We start from the raw sequence: 17,300 nt of genomic DNA on the forward strand, positions 1-17,300 counted from the left end.
ATGACCGTTCTCGACACCCGGGCGCTCAACCGAGCGACACTCGCCCGGCAGTTGCTGCTCGATCACGCCGACCTGCCGGTCCTCGACGCCGTCGCGCACCTGTGCGGCCTGCAAGCGCAGGAACCACAGGAACCGTTCGCCGGGCTCTGGTCGCGGCTGCGCGCGTTCGACCCGGCGGTGCTCTCGGACCTGCTGATCCGGCGCAATGTGGTGCGGACCCACCTCATGCGCCGCACCGTCCACCTGCTCGCCGCCGACGACGTCCTGGCCTGGCGGGCCCGCCACGACACCATGCTGCGCCAACGGGTGCTCGGGACCTACCGCCGCGAGCTCGACGGGGTGGATCTCGACGAGCTCGCGGCGGCGGGCCGGGCGGTGATGGCCGACGACGAGCCCCGCTCTATGGCCGAGCTCGCGCGGGCGCTGGCTGGACGCTGGCCGGCGCCGGGACCGCGGGCACTGGGTGAGATGCTGATCGCCGCCCTCGTCCCGATGGTGCAGCTACCGCCGCGCGGGCTATGGCGTACGAGGGCGGGAGTACGCAACGTCCTGCTCTCCTCCTGGCTGGGGCGCGAGATCGACCCGCCGGCCCCGGACGGCTCCGATCCGGTCGGTGAAGAGCTGGTACGCCGCTATCTGGCCGCGTTCGGCCCCGCCACCTCAGCCGACCTGCGCGCCTGGTGCGGTCTCGCCGGACTGCCGGCCGCGGTGGCCGCGATACGCGAGGAGCTGGTCACCTTCCGCGACGAGCGAGGCCGGGAACTGCTGGACCTCCCCGACGCGCCGCGCCCCGACCCCGACACACCCGCTCCGGTGCGGTTCCTGCCGGCGTTCGACAACGCGCTCCTCGGGTACCACGACCGCGGCCGGATCATCGACGACGCCCACCGCGGCCTGTCGGTCGCCGGCGCCCGCGTCGTCCTGGTCGACGGCCGGGTCTCCGCGACCTGGACCGTCGAGGCTGGCACCGTGATGGTCACCCCGCTGCGCCTCTTCTCGCGAGCCGACCGCACCGCCGTGGCCGAGCAGGGGCAGGCGCTGGCGTCGTTCCTCTCCGACAACGGCGGTCACGGCGTACAGATCGCCGCGTCCACCGGCTGAGCGACCCCCGCGAACCGGTGGCCTGACGTGGGCGAGGGTTTACGGCGCCGGCCAGGCGTGTCCAGGGAGCCGCGGACAGAACCGATCGCATGATGATCGGATGGATACGCGTCGGATTCGGGCTGTGAACGTGGTGCCGCTCATCGGGCAGTTGCGCCACTATTCGGCACGCTGGGTGCGCGCGGATGTCGTGGCCGCCTTCGTCACCGCGGTGACCTTGCTGCCGCAGGCACTGGCGTACGGCGCCCTGGCCGGGCTGCCGCCGGTCACCGGGCTGTATACCGCCCTGGGCTCTGCGACGGTTTTCGCCCTGCTCACCGCTACGCGGTTCGTGGCGGTGGGGCCCTCATCGGCGTTGGCGCTGCTGACCTTCGCCGTGGTACGGGACCAGGCGGGCGGCGACGGTGAGCGGGCGGTGGCGCTGGCGGCGGCCCTGGCGATCCTGACGGGCGTCTGCTGCCTGCTGGTGGCCGCGCTGCCGTTGCAGGGCGTCGCCGATTTCCTGTCCATGCCGGTGATGCTCGGCTACCTGGCCGGTGTGGGTATCGGGATCCTCGCCGGGCAGGTGGGGCCACTGCTGGGCATCGCGACGTCCGGTTCCGATCCGCTGCTCAAGCTCTGGCATGTCCTCACCCATCTGGAGCAGGCCAGGCCGCTGACCGCGATGATGGGCTTGGGCGCGCTGGCCGCGCTCGTCGTCCTCAGGCGTTGCCTGCCCCGCGTGCCCGCCGGGCTGGTGGTCTGCCTGCTGGCCATCGCGATCTCGACGGCGGCGGGGCTGGGCGGCCGGGGTGTGGCGGTGGTCGGCCCGGCGGTCGGCGGTCTGCCCGAGCTCGCCTGGCCTCGGGTGAGCGTGGCCGACCTGTGGGCGATGCTGCTGCCTGCGGCGGGCATGGCGTTGATCGCCTCGGTCGAGACCGTCAGCGCCGTTCGCCAGGGGGGAGCCGGCAGCGGCGAGCGTATCTCTCTTGACCGGGAGACCACCGCCCTGGGCGCGGCGAGCCTGGCCGCGGGCCTGCTGAGCGGGTTCGCGCCGATGGCCAGCACCAGTCGCACCATGTCCGTCCGCGGTGCCGGCGCGCATTCCCAGCTTTTTCAGCTCATCGCCGCGGGCATCGTCGTGTTCGTGCTGTTCACCGGCGGGCCGTTGGTCGCGCTGCTGCCGATGGCGGTGCTGGCCGCCATCGTGATGGTGGGCGCCCCCAAGCTCATCGACGTCACCGGCCTGCTGCGGCTGTGGCGCGGTTGGCGTGCGGAGAGTGTGATCGCGCTCGTTGCCGTGGCCGGTGTGCTGGCTCTCGGCGTGCTACGCGGACTGCTGATCGCGGTGATTCTCGCGGCGAGCCAGTTGATCGGTCGCGCTGCCCGTCCGCACGACACCCTGCTCGCCATCGTTGATGACGACCATCCGCCCCAGGAGATCGCCGACGGTGCGTCACCCCACCCTGACATCCTCATCTACCGTGTCGACGCACCGCTGTTCTTCGCCAACGCCCGGCGGATCCAGCAGCGGGTCCTGGGCCTGGTGACCGCACAGGAGCCGCGTCCACGATGCGTGATCCTGGATGCGGAGGCGGTGTTCTACGTGGACGCCACCGCTGCGGACACCATGGCCCAGCTCGCGGCCGACCTGCGGGAACTCGGTTGCCGGATCGCGCTGGCCCGCGTCCGCGGGCCCGTCCTGGCGGTCCTGCGGGCCAATCCCTACCATGACGGCGCCACCCGGCGGCTGCCGGTCTTCCCCGGTGTACGGGAGGCCTTCACCGCCATGCGAGAGCCATGAAACGGGCGCGACGGTACGGATCTCACCGCACGGCCCTGCGCGACTGCGCGACAGGAGCCGCATCGGCCGTGCGCGGCTGTTTCACAGGCGCGGGAGCCCAGGCGAGGGCCAGCGTGCCGCCGACCAGGCCCAGGCTCATGCCGATCAGGAAGCCGCCCAGATTGGAGTAGACGAAGGACGCCATCGACAGCAGTACGGTCACGATGCCGAGGAACACCCTCTGGCCGGGCTGCAGCCAGAGCAGCACGCCCAAGATCATCATTACCAGCGCGATCAGGTAAGTGGCCCCCACCGGGCCGAACAGGATGACCACCGGCAGCGCGTTGATCGCGAGCGGAATGCTGAGCAGCTCGACCCCGGCCAGCACGATCAACAGGCCGCCCCAGAACGGGCGCGAACGCCGCCACGATGTCATAGATCTCTCGCCTTCCCGCATCGGCACGGAGCGGTCGCCACCCGCGCCGGAGAGGCGGGGCCGACGCGCGTCAGAAGCACTCGTGCACGCCGGGCAGCACGATCAGCCTGAGGTCGGGGAGCCTGAACGTCGCGGCGGTGACGGCCCACGCGCTCAGCTTGGTATTGCGCAGAGTGATCCCGCTGCCCTGCCCGCCGAACGTGCCGGCCGGTCCCCTGACCCCGGGGACTTCGTCCAGGGTGCTGGCGTCCCGCCCCAGCTCGATGTCGGTGAGCGAGGCGGCGGATTGCGCCGCCGCCACGTCGACGACCAAGTTCTCGATGTTCACCTGGTTCCCGTCCAGGCCGCCGGTGATCCTGACGGTCACCGCTCCCAGCGGCGACTTGATGAGCACGCTCTGGCACAGGCCGGTCGCCACGGCCCGCCGGATACCGGTCACCACGACGGGGATCACCCGGCCTGCCTTGGTCCGCACCACGCCGCCCGCCAGGGCGAAGCCCTGGCCGCGCAGTTCCTCGGTGGCGAGCTTGAACGTGCTGCTGGACACGACGAACGTGGCACCGATGACCCCCTGGGCCGTGGCCCCGACCAGCAGCGACGTCATCGCCGCCACCGGTACGAAGATCAACGCGAAGCGCTTCCATCGCACACGTCCCTGCACCGCCATGGTCACGCTCCGCATTGCCTCTGCCCGGACAGGTCGATAAGTCGATCTTGCCACCAAGAGTGATCACATAAACGCGTACTGTGAAAAGACGTGCTCAAGCGGCCCGGAGTTCACCGCCCGCACGCGCCGTCACCTGAAGGGATCGCCCACCATGAGTCACGAGCACCCGGGGCCGAGCCCCGAACCCGGCAAAGGCAATGCGAAGCATCCGGATCCCGCCCTCAAGAACGCATTGGACGCCACCGTCGACGCGGCGCACGCCGAACTGGTCCGTGCCGGCGAAGGCAAGTCGGGGTTGCTGCTGTCCTGGGCGGGTGCCGCATTCGGCGTGCTGGGCACCCTCCTGGTCACCGGCCCGGCTCACTTCCCCGGGATCGCACGGTTCGGCGTGATACTGGCGATCCTGCTGCTCTCCATAGCGGTCGTGCTGGTCCTGCTCACCATCCGTCCCGAACTGCCCAAGCACGGCGGACCGCGAGCCATCGCCTATGCCAGAGCGGCCAGCGCGCAGGCCGTGCTCGACCAGGTACGCGAACAGCTGGCCGACCGCGAGCTGTCCCTGGCGGGGGATGCGCTGCTGTTCTCCCGGCTGGCACTCGCCAAGCACCGTTACCTGCGATGGGCGGTCGATCTGATCGTCGCGGCGATGGCGACCATCACGATCACCGTGGTCGTGCCGCATCTGTTCTAGCGTCGGAGTTTCGCGTCCTTGCCCGCTCGAACTCGAATCTTGGCAGCTCAATGACCCGGACATTCCGGCCGGCGGGCGATGCTGGTGAAACGGAGCTCGTGTGTCGTGGCTGGGGGAATGCATGTCGGAGCGACCGAACATCCTGGTCATCTGGGGAGATGACATCGGGATCTCGAATCTCAGCTGCTACAGCGATGGGCTGATGGGATACCGCACCCCCAACATCGACCGGATCGCCGAAGAGGGAGTGCGGTTCACCGACTGCTACGGCGAGCAGAGCTGTACGGCGGGCAGGGCCGCGTTCATCACCGGTCAGAATCCCTACCGGACGGGCCTGACCAAGGTGGGCATGCCCGGCGCCGAGATCGGGCTGCGCGCCGAGGACCCGACGATCGCCACCGCGCTCAAGGCGCAGGGGTACGCGACCGGCCAGTTCGGCAAGAACCACCTCGGCGACCGTGACGAGTTCCTGCCGACGGCGCACGGGTTCGACGAGTTCTTCGGCAACCTTTATCACCTCAACGCCGAGGAGGAGCCCGAGCAGCCCGACTACCCGACGGAGGAGGAGTTCCCCGGGTTCAGGGAGCGGTTCGGGCCACGAGGGGTGATCCGCTCGTGGGCCGACGAAGACGGCACCCAGCGCATCGAGGACACCGGGCCGCTCACCAAGAAGCGGATGGAGACCTGCGACGAGGAGTTCCGTGACGCGGCGATCGACTTCATCCGCCGCCAGACCGAGGCTGACACCCCCTTCTTCGTGTGGTTCAACTCCACCCACATGCACTTCCGTACGCACTGCAAGCCGGAGAGCCGAGGCCGCGCGGGGCGATGGCAGTCGGAGTACCACGACACGATGCTCGACCACGACGACATCGTCGGGTCCCTGCTCGACGTACTCGACGAGCTCGGCATCGCCGAGAACACGATCGTCATGTACTCCACCGACAACGGCCCGCACATGAACACCTGGCCCGACGGCGCCATGACGCCGTTCCGCAACGAGAAGAACTCGAACTGGGAGGGCGCCTACCGCGTCCCCGGCGTTGTGCGGTGGCCGGGCAAGATCCCGGCGGACACCGTGCTCAATGGCATCGTCAGCCACAATGACTGGTTCATCACCCTGCTGGCCGCAGCCGGCGTGCCGGACATCGCCGACAAGCTCAAGGCGGGAGCGGAGCTCGGCGGCACGTTCTTCCGGGTGCATCTGGACGGCCACAACCAGCTCCCCTACCTCACCGGCGAGGTGGACAAGAGCCCGCGCGAGCACTTCTTCTACGTCTCCGACGACGGAGACCTCACCTCGCTGCGCTTCCACAACTGGAAACTGGTGTTCCTGGAGCAGCGCGCCCCCGGAACGCTGCGCGTGTGGGCCGAGCCGTACACCGACCTGCGGGTCCCGAAGATATTCAACCTGCGCACCGACCCTTACGAGCGCGCCGACATCACCTCCAACACCTACTACGACTGGCTGCTGGAGCATGCGTGGCTGCTGGTCCCGGCACAGGCGTACATCGCCCGCCTGCTCACCACGTTCACCGACTTCCCGCCGCGCCAGGCGCCGGCGAGCTTCGGCATCGACCAGGTGATGGACAAGCTGCGCGCCGGGATGACCAGCGCATGAGCGGCAGCGGGCGGGTCGGCGATCGCGAGACGCGGCCGACCCGCACGTTCGGGCCCGCGGGGCCGCCCCACGGAGCCGACGGCTCGATCCACCTGGGCGGCGGGGTCTTCACGATGGGCTCCGACGACCACTATCGCGAGGAGGCGCCGACCCACAGAGTGCGGATCGACGGCTTCGCCATCGATCCGATCGCCGTCACCAACCGCCGTTTCGCCGCGTTCGTGGCGGCGACCGGCTACGTCACCGTGGCCGAGCGGCCGCTGGACCCGGCCGATTTCCCTGGCGCGCCCCCGGAGAACCTGGTGCCCGGGTCGATGGTGTTCGTCCCGACGCATGGTCCGGTCGACCTCCGGCATCTCAGTCTGTGGTGGAGGTGGACGCCGGGCGCGTGCTGGCGCTTTCCGGAGGGGAGAGGCTCGAGCATCGACGACCGCCTCGACCATCCGGTGGTCCACGTCGCGTACGAGGACGTCGCCGCCTACGCGACGTGGGTCGGCGCCGCGCTGCCCACCGAGGCGCAGTGGGAGTACGCCGCACGCGGCGGCCTCGAGGGTGCCGCGTTCACGTGGGGCGACGAGCCCCGCCCGGGTGGTCGCATCATGGCCAACACCTGGGAGGGAGTCGATTTCCCATGGCGCTCGACGGGGGAGTCCGGTTGGTCGGGGACCGCACCGGTCGGGTCCTTCCCGGCGAACCGTTATGGGTTGTTCGACATGGCGGGCAACGTCTGGGAATGGACCTCCGACTGGTGGGCCGAACGGCACCCCGACGCGGCCGTGTCACCGTGCTGCACCCCCCGCGACCCCTGCGGCGGTGATGTCGAATCGAGTTATGACCCGGCTCAGCCGCAGTTCCGCATCCCGCGCAAGGTGATCAAGGGTGGGTCGTACCTGTGCGCCGACACCTACTGTCTGCGCTACCGGCCCGCCGCCCGCCGGCCGCAGATGATCGACACCGGTATGAGTCACATCGGCTTCCGTTGCGTCTGGGACTCTCCGGCTGCCGGGCGTACGACGGGTGGTGACGCGTCGTGACCACGCTGCCGTCGTGGCGGCCGGGCGCGACGCGGGACGCGGTCCTCGAGTTCCTCGATGCCGCCCGCTCCGTGCCGCAGGCCGATCGGGTGGCCTACTTCGACAACGACGGCACGTTGTGGTGTGAGCGGCCGACATATGTCCAGGCCGAGTTCTTCTTGGACGCCTTGCGGCGGCGAGCGGCGGACGATCCGTCGGTCGGCGAACAACCCGAGTTCGCCGCGGTCCTCAGCGGTGATCCGAGCCGGGTCGGCGACTTCGGCCTGCAGCGCATCGCGCTCGCGCTCGCCGGACTGTTCGAGGGCTTCACCCCTGAGGAGTTCGTCGCCGAGGTCCGGGCCTTCATGGCGACGGCAACCCACGCCACAGGCCGGTCGATGAGCGCGACCGTGTACCAGCCCATGCTCGAGCTCATCGGCGAACTGCGACGGCTGGACTTCACCGTCGGCATCGTGACCGGAGGCGGCACCGAGTTCGTCCGCGCCGTCAGCGCGGCCCTCTACGGTGTACCGGCCGAACTCGTGGTCGGGACGCTCATCGCCTACGACTTCGAGCGGGACCCCAGCGGGCGCCCAAGGCTCCGCCGCACCGGCGGAATCCTCGGCGCCGCCAACGAGGGACCGGCCAAGGTCGGCAACATCCAGACCCAGCTCGGCCGACGCCCGATCCTGGCCGCCGGGAACTCCGGTGGTGACCGCGAGATGCTCGAATGGGCCACTGCCGCCGATCGGCCGGCTCTGGCGCTGCTCGTCGACCATGACGACGCCGAACGCGAGTACGCGTACGCCGGCAAGGCCCAGACCTTCACCGAAACCGAGCCCATCACCGAGACCGCCGCCCGCCTCGGGTGGAGCGTCGTCAGCATGGCCGGCGACTGGGAAACCGTCTTTCCCTTGCCTGCGGCGGAGCGCTGAGCAGCGCCGTTGTCGTACACGGTGGCCGCAGCTTCGCCTTTGACGACTGAAGGGCGTGAGCCGGACCGGATCGTTAAGCCGAGGTTGATAGTGCGTTGTCGGATCTGTCGTTGTTCCAGATGGAGAGCGCATTCGATGCTGGGGGCGTAACCAAGCCGGATCGACGTGACCGAAACTCTAGCGTCGCTAGCGCTTCTGTCGCGGCTATGTTAGCGTCACTCCTGCACCTAGCGGCGCTAGATATTGGAGTAAATCGTGCTCACCCCCGTTGCCTATGGACTCGCCGTCCTGCTCAACCTGCTCATCCTCTTCATCGGCCTGCGGTTCCTGCTGGTGCCGCAGGCTTCCGCCGCCGGTTACGGCGTCCCCGCCAAGAAGGACGGAGACACCGCCTACCTGACCATCAAGGGCCTGCGCGACGCCGTCTACGGCATCCTCGGCCTGGCCCTGCTCGTCTTCGTGGGTGCGCGTGCCGAGGCCTGGTTCATGCTGGTGGTCGCCATCATCCCCTTCTTCGACACCGTCATCGTCCTGCGCAACGGCGGCACCAAGGCGGTGGCGTTCGGCATCCACTTCGCGACGGCCGTGACCGTCCTCATCTGCGCCGCCCTGCTGTTCCTCGTCTGAATCGAAGGAGTCACTGAGATGTCGCTGATCGTGCCGGACTTCGACAAGTCCGTCATCGTCCGCTCCGCGGAGGCCGAAGTGATCGGCCAGGCCCCCACCACCATCCGGCTGCTGGCCGACAGCAGCTCAACCGGCGGCGCGCTTTCGACCCAGCGGGTCACGCTGGCGAACGGCGCGGACGGCGCCAAACCGCACAGCCACGCCGGCTCCGCCGAGCTGTTCTACGTGCTGGACGGCACCGCCCAGCTGCTGTCCGGCGAGCAGGTCGTCACCGCCGAGCGCGGCGACCTCGTGGTGGTGCCGCCCGGTCTCGCCCACGCCTTCGCCGCGGCGCCGGGGGAGGACGCCGACATCCTCATCGTGATCACCCCTGGTGTCGAACGGTTCGAGTACTTCCGCCACCTGGAGCGCATCGCCTACGGCAAGGTGCCGCCCGAGATCCTGCTCGATGTGCAGGAGCTCTATGACACCTACTTCCTCAACAGCGTGACCTGGAACGACGCCAGGTCTTGAGAGGTCTCAACAATGAAAAAGCTCTATTACGCGGCGCACACCTACATGATCCTCGGCTTGATCAGCGGTCTGTACTATCGCGAGCTCACCAAGTTCAACGACTTCACGGGCGACAGCCAGCTCGGAGTGGTGCACACGCACTTACTCGCGCCCGGCATGCTCTTCTCCCTTGTCGTGCTGGCGTTGGAGAAGCTGTTCACCCTGTCGGCCAGCAGGCTCTTCAACTGGTCCTTCTGGGTCTACAACGCGGGTCTCGGGTTGACCGTGCTCATGATGCTCATCCACGGCACCCAGACGGTCCTGGGCGCCGAGACCAGCGCGGCGATCTCCGGCATCGCCGGACTGGGGCACATCGTGCTGACCGTGGGCTTGATCCTCTTCTTCATCAACCTCGGCAAGCGGATCCCCTCCTGATGGGGCTACGCCGTGGTGGCGCGGTTGCGGAGGTCGGCGGCCAGGGCGTCGATGCGGTGGTTCAGTTCCTCCTCGCGCCGGTGGCGGTCGGCCTCGTCCTGTTCCTCGATCGCGCGTAGCCCGTCGTCCTCTTCCTTGCGTACCCGCGCTCGCTCGACGTTCGTGACCGCCAGGTCCCGCTGGCGTTTCAGGTCGTCCTTGGCGGCGTGCAGGACGTCGTCGGTGACGAGCTGCCGGGCCACCGCCGCGTCGTACGCGGTCATGGGGGAGAGCTTCTTGGTCAGGACCGGGAGGCAGTCGATGATGATGAGCAGGATCCTGAGCAGCCACTGGCCGACGAACACGAACAGGCTGGTGGCGGAGAGGTTCCCGAGGGCTTTGTCCTCTTCGAGGATGCCGATGGGGCCGGCTTCGGAGGGGAGCTTGGCCTTGATCCCGGCGTCGATCTGCGCGGCGTAGGAGCCGTTCCCGGCCTTGAGCTGGCTCTGGAGATCGACGATCTTGGCCTGCAGTGCCGTGACATCCTTCTGGCGTTGCCGGTTGCCGCTCGTACGCCGCAGCCGGTCGGCCACCGCCCGGTCGCGGCGGCAGTTGGGTCCCACGCCGGCCCGGCCGCTGAGGCCGCTTCCCGTCTGCCCGTTGCACTCGCGCCGGGCCAGGTCCTCGGCCGCGGCGATCCTGCCGTCCGTGTCGTCGATCTGGCTCTGCAGGAGCTTCGACTGGCCCTTGGCCTCCTGCAAGGCGTGTTCCAGCGTGGCCGGCGCCGTCCGGACGCTGATGAGCAGGCCGTCGTCCGCGCAGCGCGCCGACTCGGGGTCGGACAGCTTCGTGTACGGCACGGGGTTGCAGGAGCGCAGGTCGGATTCCTTGTTCGCGCGCTCCTCGACCCGGTCCGCCGCGACCTGGCGGTGGATGGCGGGTTCGAACACCTTCAGCAGCAGCGGCTCCGCGATCGCCAGGCCGATGACGACCGACAGCATGAGTCGCACCCAGAAGGCGGCACCCCCGTTCGTCCCATGGGTGCTCGACAGCAGCCAGGTGTCGATGCACATGATGACCCAGGACCAGAAGGCGGCGACCAGGAGGAGCAGCGCCCAGGGCGCGTCGACGAACTTCGTCAAGGCCGCCAGCATCGAAAGCCCCGCGAGGAGACCCGTGTTGAGCACGATCGCACCCAGCCGGGTGTAACGGGCGCGTTCTTCGGGGAAGTGGTCGAGCACGTCCTCGTTCACGCCGGCGAGGGTGCGCAGCCACCTCCAGACGCGCTTCTCCCGTGACGCGGACCGGCGTACGTGGCGGGCGAACGCCCGCGTGGCCGCCCAATCCGACCCCTCCGGAGAGGCTGAGGCCGCGGCCTCCGTGTGCACGGCCATCAGTAGTCCTCCTCGCGCCAGGTCTCGCGCGCGACCTCGACCTCCACGTGAGCGTCGGTGCCGCCGCCTGAGCCGGCGTCGGCCTTTGGATCGTTCCCGGCGGTCTCCAGGCTGTTCTCCAGCTCGGGAGGCGTGGCGGTACTCGCGAGCGGCGACGTCACGGCGCCGGTCTCGTGCGCGATGCCCTTGATGAGCTGCTCGGCGTCCACATAGACCTCGTTCAGGTGACCGTGATGGGCGATCTCCTTGAGCATGTCCAGGCGTACGCGCAGCATCTGCAGCCGGTCTTCTCTCTCCCGCAGCTCACGGCCCTGCGTGGTTTCGTACTCGCGCTGAAGTGCCGTCTGCTCGGCCTGGTACTCCCGTTCGAGCTTGGTCAGCGTCGCCTGGTAGTCGCGGTCGCGCTCGAAGCGTTCACGTTCCATCAGCGCGTCCTGCATCGCATAGCGCCGGGTGCGTTCCTCCTGCTCGATGAGGAACTCGCGTTCCTGCTGCCGGTCCGCCCGCTCCTCCGCGTGGTTCTTGCCGGCCTGTAGCCGGTCGGCGATCTGGGTCGCGGTCAGCTCCTTCTCCTCGCGCGCCGCCATCGCGGCCTTGACGGGGTCGTCGCCGATGGCCTGGTGCTTCCTGGCCACCTCGTTGATCAGGAACTCGTTGTGGCTCTGCTGCAGCCGCTGCTGGGCGAGTTGTTCCATGGCCTCGTAGTGCTGGCGTTGCTCGGACAGCTTGAGCTCGTACTTCTTGCGTTCGAGCTCCCAGTCGCGCCTCTGCCGGTCGGCCTCCTCGTCGTACATGGCCTTGAGCCGGTACAGCTCGAAGTTCCGCTCTTCCGTTCTGACCTTGTCCTGGAAGGCGGCCAGCTCTTCGGGGGTGAGCACTTCGACGCTGGCCAGGGACATGTTCAGCCCCGGCACCCGCGGCGGCTTGAGCTGCACGTACGCCTCGATCTGCGTCTGTACGTTCAGCCGCACGGGGTTGATCTCGGAGAGCTTGTGCTGCAGACCGAGCTGGAACAGCCGGTGGTGGCTGCGGATGTAGCCGTTGAGCGACCGTTCCGCGTCGCCCTGCCCGTCCCGGACCACGGTGACCGCGTCGGTGACCGTGCACAGGAACGTGACGCGCACGGTGAAGTCCTTGGCGTCCTGCGACGGGATCGTCAGCTCGGTCTGTACGGCGCGGTTGTGCGTGAGATCGACGATGGTCACATGGGTGGCGCGAACCACCTTCTCGTCGTCGAGCCTGCGGTGGCCGTGATCCACGAGGTAGCCGCCGTCCACCGAGAAGACGCGGACCTGCTGCCCGTTGACCTTCGGTATCTCGTCCTTGCCACGCTCCCGCCGCCTCAGGCCGAGTGGCCCGCCGCGGTCGGGCCGGTCGAGGGTCTTGCGGTCGACGATCGGGTATGGCTCGGCCATCTCCGTCCCTCCATCAGAATGTCTTGGACGCGCGGTCGAGCGCGGCGAGAAGTACTTTCGTCAGGGCCGCCGCACGCGGCGGCTTCTTGCGTGAGCTCTCGATCAGGTTGGTGAAGTCCCGCTTGAAGGGCTCGTGCTCGTGCACGGGAAGCGCGGCGCCGAGCGCGTCGCCGAGCGCTCGCGCGTCGTGTTCGGCGTTGGCGCCGCTCAGCCGCTCCAGCGAATTCAGCGCATCGAGCAGCGCGATCAGCCCGTCATGCCGGTACGGCCGGTAGCGCAGCACCGCCGCCCACATCTCCGCGATCATCTGCCTGCGGTCGGGGTTGTCACGCAGGTACTCCATGGACGCCGGATTGCCGGTCCTGGGCGCTCTGGTCCACAGGACCGAGACGATCGCCACCAGCGTCAGCTCGTACCTGAGCCTGCCCTTGCCGGTCTTCTGCGCGTCGTCGAGCTGGGAGCGGAGCTGTTTCACGACATTGCCCACCTTCTCCCTGGCCGAGACCAGCGCGGCGAAGAAGTCCCCGAACGCGTTGGCCGCGACCTCGCTGAGCTGGTTCTGCTGCACCAGCAGTTGCCAGAGCCGCTTGGCCGCCGCGGTGGGATAGCGGATGCCGAGCTCGCCCTGGAAGGCCAGAATCGCGGTCAGGCGCTGCGGGGTGCTGCCCTGTCCCGCCCACCACTCGGCCGTGCGCAGCGCCACCGGGCCCAGCGCCTCGTCCAGCGACATGAACCACAGCACATACGCGGCCGCGACCTGCCCTTCCCAGCCGTTCTCGCCCAGAGACCAGGGCTCCAGATAGGAATAGTTGATCTCGTCGAAGGTGGTGTACGACAGGAGCGCGAGCCCGGCCGCCACGTCCACCGAGAACTCCCGCAAGACGACGAGCTGGTCCAGCCAGCCCTTGACGGCGTCCCAGAAGGCCGACCTGAACCGTTCGCTCAGCTCCTCCAGCACGTAGCGCCGATAGCTGTCCTCCCGGAAGGCCAGGGTGCGATGGGGCCAGCCGGTGGTGTTGTCCCGGACGAACCTGATGAGCCCGTCCTCGCTGAGCCGCTCGGCGCGGTCCTGCTGGAGATGCGTCTCCTCCGCCGGCTTCTTGGCGGGGCGCGGCGCGGGCCACACCTCGGACAGGCTCCGCTCCAGCAGGTCGCGGCAGATCTCGAACGCCCGATCGCCCACACCGGTCACGAAGGCCAGGGTGGTGACGTCCAGGATCTCGCGGCGAGACGGCGCGCGATCGAACCACAGGCGCACCTCGCGCCGCCCGGACTGGTCCAGGACGTCGTTGACGGCGTCCACGGGCTCGCTGCCGGCGGACACGCGCTGGGCGACCCTGACCAGATCGGCCATGGCACACTCTTCGGGCAGGAGGGCGACCATCGCCGTGAGCTTCTCCTCGTGCACGCCGGCATCGAGCCGCTTGCGCAGCACCTCGGCCAGAGCGGGCCGCTCCCAGGTCACATGCCGCACCGCCTCGGGCGGCCGGCCGGCGGCGGGACCCGTCGTGACCACCAGATAGGCCCCGGCCTCGTGCACCTTCTCGGACACCGACTGCCAGCCGTGGTCGCTGTCGGCCCAGCCGGTGTCCGCCTTGTCGTCCTTCGGCGCGAGCAGGGCCCGCCGATCGCCCGTCCGATCGAACACGGCATAGCCGTATCCGCGCTCGTAGTCGCGCTTCCGCAGCTCGTCGAGGGTGGCGGAAGGGGCGAGGGAGATGATCGGGGGATGGTCGCCACCGAGGATCTCGCGCAGGAGCACGACGGAGCCGGTCCGCTTGCCGATGCCGGCCGCGCCGACGAGAGCCACGACACGGTCATCCAGCAGGGCCTCGCGAGCGGCCTCGTACGGCTCCTCCGGTGCGATGTAGCACGCGCAGGCCGCCTCGACCAGTGTGGGGGAGAGCCGTCCGGTGGCCGACGTGCCGGTGCCGCTCTCGCCGTCACCGCCCGCGCCGCCCTCGCCGAAGCCGAGCATGCTGCCGCCCATGTTCACCGAGCCGAGGAAGGTGTTGTAGACGGCCTTGCGCTCCGACTGGGTGTGGCCACCTTTCTGCTTGTCCGCCGCCACATCCTTGCGAGGTGTCGCGGCGGCGGGCTCCTCCTGGCCGTCTGAGCCGGTCTCCTGTTCCACCTGCTCACCGGTGGGCTCCGCCGGCTGTTCGTCTTCGGCCACGCGTCTCTCCCGCTACTCCTGGAACCCGAAGACGGCGCGGCGTGCGTCGACGTGCTCGTTGAAGACGTTGACGTTGAGCTTCTGAGGAGTCGGACCGCCGGCCGGCGCGCCTTCCGCTGTGTCCGGGGGCTCGCTCAGGGTGAGGGCGTGTACGTCGCCGCCGGGTACCCAGACCCACGCGTCCACGTCGAGTTCCTTCTCGTGGACGCGTACGCGCCTGAAGTCCTCGGGGTCCAGGGAGGTGTGTCCCTGGACGACCACGTCGGCGTACACCGTGTCGGAAAGCGCGACGACGAGCGCCGCACCGGAGGCGACCAGGAGATCCTTGAGCCGCCGGCTCTCGCAGAGCCTGGAGACGTGCACGGGACCGGCGCCGGCGAAGCCGTTGGCGGCGGGGATCGCGGTGCCGAAATGGATCGCGAGTCTGAGCCGCAACTGATGCTCCTCGCGCAGGCTCCTGTTGTGCCTGCGTATGGCGGCGGCGAGCTGCCGGGGGAAGTCTTCGACCACCCTCGGCTCCGGTTCGGTGGCCGGAAGGATGGCGAGCTCTCCGTCGCCCAGAGGTTGCCGGGCCCACGCGGTGCGGTTGAGCCCGGTTCGTTCTCCCGCCTCCGCGAGGACCCTGAGCAGACTCTCCTGGATCATCCCGTGAACGCCGCCGCGCTTGCTTCCGTATCCCTTTGCGTCAACGGACAGCATCAACCGGCGTTCGAAGTCGTCACCTGCGGCCAACGCGTGCCACCTCCTTCTTCGCGGTGTGAACCGGCCGGAACAAAGGAGCAGCTTCGCATGGTGCGTGGGATCGGATTCCGTATAAATACGGTGTCTGGCGAGTTCCGTGCTGGTGTTATGGCTCGGGCAGGTCGGCGTAAAGGCGGAGATCCGCGAGAGTGGTCACCACGATGCCCCGGTACTGCACGGTGATGAGACCGGCGTCCTTGAGCTTGACGATGGCCTTGCCGACAGCGTCCTTACCAGCGCCTATCAGCCTTCCGAGCTCCTCCTGCGACAGGCGTACGCCGAGGTCGTAGCCGCCTTCGACCTTCGCTCCGTGCCGCTCGGCGAGGGCGGCCAGCACGCGCGCCAGACGCACGGGCACGGGGTAGCCGACGAAGTCGAGCCGGCGCTGGTTCGCCCAGTCGAGCCGGTCCGCGATCATCCCGCCGATGGCGGGCCACGCCTCCGGGTAGCGGCCCAGGAAGTCCAGGAACTCCTTGCGCGGGATGACGTAAGCGTCTGTCGGTGAGCATGTTGTCACTGTGGCGCTACGCGCGGAGCCTCGCAGGACCGCGAGCTCGCCGACGGCGTCACCGGAAACACGGATGCCCAGCAGGCTCTCCGTGCCGTTCGCGAGCCGGGCGCTCACCTTGACGCAGGCGGGGGTGCCCGGCCGGGCTGAGGTGAGGATGTAGACATGGTTGCCGATCTCGCCCTGGTGCAGGAGAACCCGGCCCGGCTTGTACGACCGCGGCGGCACGAGCTCGAGCAGGTGCTTCCGCGCGTCGTCACCAAGCCGGGCCAGCAGGGTGCCGGCGGCCCATCGGCCGTTGTCTTTGTACGGTGAAGCCTTCGCCATCGCCCCTCCCCAACGACGAGTCGCAACGTACAAAGAGAACTATTCCTGATTCGGAGCGGCTTGGCAGAATTCTGCGGAGATAGCTGGCTTCCTAGTGATGCCAGCCCATCCGTATATTTCGGCAAATGGCCGTATTGTGGGCAAAGGAATGGTCGATCGACGCGGCCTGCCGGATGATCGCCGACTTTCGCGTCAGGCGCCGGGGCGCTGGGCCAGACGCTCGCCGAGCTCCTCCAGGCTGGACAGGAACCAGACGTGATCCCCCTGGTTCGACTCATGAACGAGGTCGCGCAGGGCCGAGCTCGCCGTCACGTGCCGGCTGATGTCCCCCAAGATCACCAGGAGCAGCCGGTACATCGTGAACTTCTGCATGATGTCACCGGCGATACGGGTGCGGAGTTGGAAGAAGCCGTCGTCGAGCCGTTCCGTGGGAACGATGACCACCTGGGCGTGCTGCCCCAGCGCGTCGCCTATCAGATCGACGGCGCCGCGCTCGTCCTTGATCACTTCCCCATCGGAGCCGTTCAGGAGAACGCGAAATCCGTGAATAGTGGAAATTGTTTCAGACATGGTGGTCCGCTCTTTCGGTAAGGTGAATTCCCGACATCACTTGGTCGCGCCGAGAAGCGCTGGCCGTGGCCGGGGTGGAAAGGAAAAGAAGGTTGCGCGTCAGCCGCGACAACAGGACGAAGCGGCCGGATCGCAGGCGGCGCAGACCATCGTGGTTGCGGCCTTCCTGTCCATCATCCGGCTCCTGACCATCGCATCTTCAGGCGGTTGTCAATTCACGCCTGATCATCATTTTCCAAAAAGACGATAGCGGTGGATATCGGCGACGTCAAAGGCCGGAGAGCATCGCCTTGCCGCGCGAGAGTGATGCCCTGCGGACCGCGTACCTCGGCGACGCTCGCACGCTGCTCGGCAGCGGCCACCTCTGCTCCATCGCCACGCACGCCCCGGATCTCGGTCAAGACCTTGTC

18 protein-coding genes are annotated in these 17,300 nt (G+C 68.5%); 9 read left to right on the plus strand and 9 right to left on the minus strand.

Annotated features, from left to right (window positions below; genetic code table 11):
- Complete coding sequence (locus AB0F17_RS43730) at window positions 1–1,101, plus strand: winged helix DNA-binding domain-containing protein (RefSeq protein ID WP_358035867.1); 1,101 nt, start codon at window positions 1–3, stop codon at window positions 1,099–1,101.
- Window positions 1,102–1,201: 100 nt separating this feature from the next.
- The gene (locus AB0F17_RS43735) at window positions 1,202–2,884 is read left to right on the plus strand and encodes a SulP family inorganic anion transporter (protein WP_358035869.1); all 1,683 of its coding nucleotides are present in this window, start codon (window positions 1,202–1,204) and stop codon (window positions 2,882–2,884) included.
- 22 nt (window positions 2,885–2,906) lie between these two features.
- Here the strand turns inward: AB0F17_RS43735 and AB0F17_RS43740 are convergent, their stop codons facing one another.
- Together AB0F17_RS43740 and AB0F17_RS43745 are read right to left on the minus strand one after the other, a co-directional pair.
- Complete coding sequence (locus tag AB0F17_RS43740; RefSeq protein ID WP_358035871.1) at window positions 2,907–3,299, minus strand: DUF6114 domain-containing protein; 393 nt, start codon at window positions 3,297–3,299, stop codon at window positions 2,907–2,909.
- A 70-nt stretch (window positions 3,300–3,369) separates the two neighbouring features.
- Window positions 3,370–3,966, minus strand: a complete 597-nt coding sequence (locus AB0F17_RS43745) for a DUF6230 family protein (RefSeq protein ID WP_358035873.1) — start codon at window positions 3,964–3,966, stop codon at window positions 3,370–3,372.
- A gap of 151 nt (window positions 3,967–4,117) precedes the next feature.
- Here AB0F17_RS43745 and AB0F17_RS43750 point away from each other — a divergent pair, with 151 nt between their 5' ends.
- From AB0F17_RS43750 to AB0F17_RS43780, 7 genes are all read left to right on the plus strand, one after another.
- Window positions 4,118–4,657, plus strand: a complete 540-nt coding sequence (locus AB0F17_RS43750) for a Pycsar system effector family protein (RefSeq protein ID WP_358035875.1) — start codon at window positions 4,118–4,120, stop codon at window positions 4,655–4,657.
- A 121-nt stretch (window positions 4,658–4,778) separates the two neighbouring features.
- Window positions 4,779–6,278, plus strand: a complete 1,500-nt coding sequence (locus tag AB0F17_RS43755) for an arylsulfatase (RefSeq protein WP_358035877.1) — start codon at window positions 4,779–4,781, stop codon at window positions 6,276–6,278.
- A complete protein-coding gene (locus tag AB0F17_RS43760; RefSeq protein WP_358035879.1) occupies window positions 6,275–7,312 on the plus strand; it encodes a formylglycine-generating enzyme family protein in 1,038 nt (345 codons plus the stop codon). The genes AB0F17_RS43755 and AB0F17_RS43760 overlap by 4 nt, the downstream gene beginning before the upstream one ends.
- Window positions 7,309–8,226, plus strand: a complete 918-nt coding sequence (locus AB0F17_RS43765) for an HAD family hydrolase (protein ID WP_358035881.1) — start codon at window positions 7,309–7,311, stop codon at window positions 8,224–8,226. The genes AB0F17_RS43760 and AB0F17_RS43765 overlap by 4 nt, the downstream gene beginning before the upstream one ends.
- Window positions 8,227–8,481: 255 nt before the next feature.
- Entirely contained in the window at window positions 8,482–8,853 is a 372-nt protein-coding gene (locus AB0F17_RS43770) for a DUF4267 domain-containing protein (RefSeq protein ID WP_358035883.1), read from the plus strand.
- Window positions 8,854–8,871: 18 nt separating this feature from the next.
- Entirely contained in the window at window positions 8,872–9,366 is a 495-nt protein-coding gene (locus AB0F17_RS43775) for a cupin domain-containing protein (protein WP_358035885.1), read from the plus strand.
- A 12-nt stretch (window positions 9,367–9,378) separates the two neighbouring features.
- Entirely contained in the window at window positions 9,379–9,780 is a 402-nt protein-coding gene (locus tag AB0F17_RS43780) for a DUF2871 domain-containing protein (protein WP_358035887.1), read from the plus strand.
- A 5-nt stretch (window positions 9,781–9,785) separates the two neighbouring features.
- On the opposite strand, the gene AB0F17_RS43785 is transcribed toward AB0F17_RS43780, so the two are convergent.
- The 7 genes from AB0F17_RS43785 to AB0F17_RS43815 all read right to left on the minus strand — a co-directional run bounded on the left by AB0F17_RS43785 (window position 9,786) and on the right by AB0F17_RS43815 (window position 17,291).
- Entirely contained in the window at window positions 9,786–11,153 is a 1,368-nt protein-coding gene (locus tag AB0F17_RS43785; protein ID WP_358035889.1) for a DUF4407 domain-containing protein, read from the minus strand.
- The gene (locus AB0F17_RS43790) at window positions 11,153–12,568 is read right to left on the minus strand and encodes a hypothetical protein (RefSeq protein WP_358035891.1); all 1,416 of its coding nucleotides are present in this window, start codon (window positions 12,566–12,568) and stop codon (window positions 11,153–11,155) included. Before AB0F17_RS43790 ends, AB0F17_RS43785 begins: the two co-directional genes overlap by 1 nt.
- A 13-nt stretch (window positions 12,569–12,581) precedes the next feature.
- Entirely contained in the window at window positions 12,582–14,744 is a 2,163-nt protein-coding gene (locus tag AB0F17_RS43795) for a hypothetical protein (RefSeq protein ID WP_358035893.1), read from the minus strand.
- A gap of 12 nt (window positions 14,745–14,756) precedes the next feature.
- Window positions 14,757–15,476: a hypothetical protein gene (locus AB0F17_RS43800; protein WP_358035895.1), complete on the minus strand. Its 720-nt coding sequence runs from the start codon at window positions 15,474–15,476 to the stop codon at window positions 14,757–14,759.
- Between the two features lie 115 nt (window positions 15,477–15,591).
- On the minus strand, window positions 15,592–16,320 hold the full coding sequence (locus tag AB0F17_RS43805) for a Crp/Fnr family transcriptional regulator (protein WP_358035897.1): 729 nt from the start codon (window positions 16,318–16,320) through the stop codon (window positions 15,592–15,594).
- 192 nt (window positions 16,321–16,512) lie between these two features.
- Window positions 16,513–16,890: a DUF4180 domain-containing protein gene (locus AB0F17_RS43810; RefSeq protein ID WP_358035899.1), complete on the minus strand. Its 378-nt coding sequence runs from the start codon at window positions 16,888–16,890 to the stop codon at window positions 16,513–16,515.
- 215 nt (window positions 16,891–17,105) lie between these two features.
- Complete coding sequence (locus AB0F17_RS43815) at window positions 17,106–17,291, minus strand: hypothetical protein (protein WP_358035901.1); 186 nt, start codon at window positions 17,289–17,291, stop codon at window positions 17,106–17,108.
- Window positions 17,292–17,300 lie beyond the last annotated feature (9 nt).

The sequence above is a fragment of the Nonomuraea sp. NPDC026600 genome (genome assembly GCF_040638335.1).
Lineage (GTDB): Bacteria > Actinomycetota > Actinomycetes > Streptosporangiales > Streptosporangiaceae > Nonomuraea.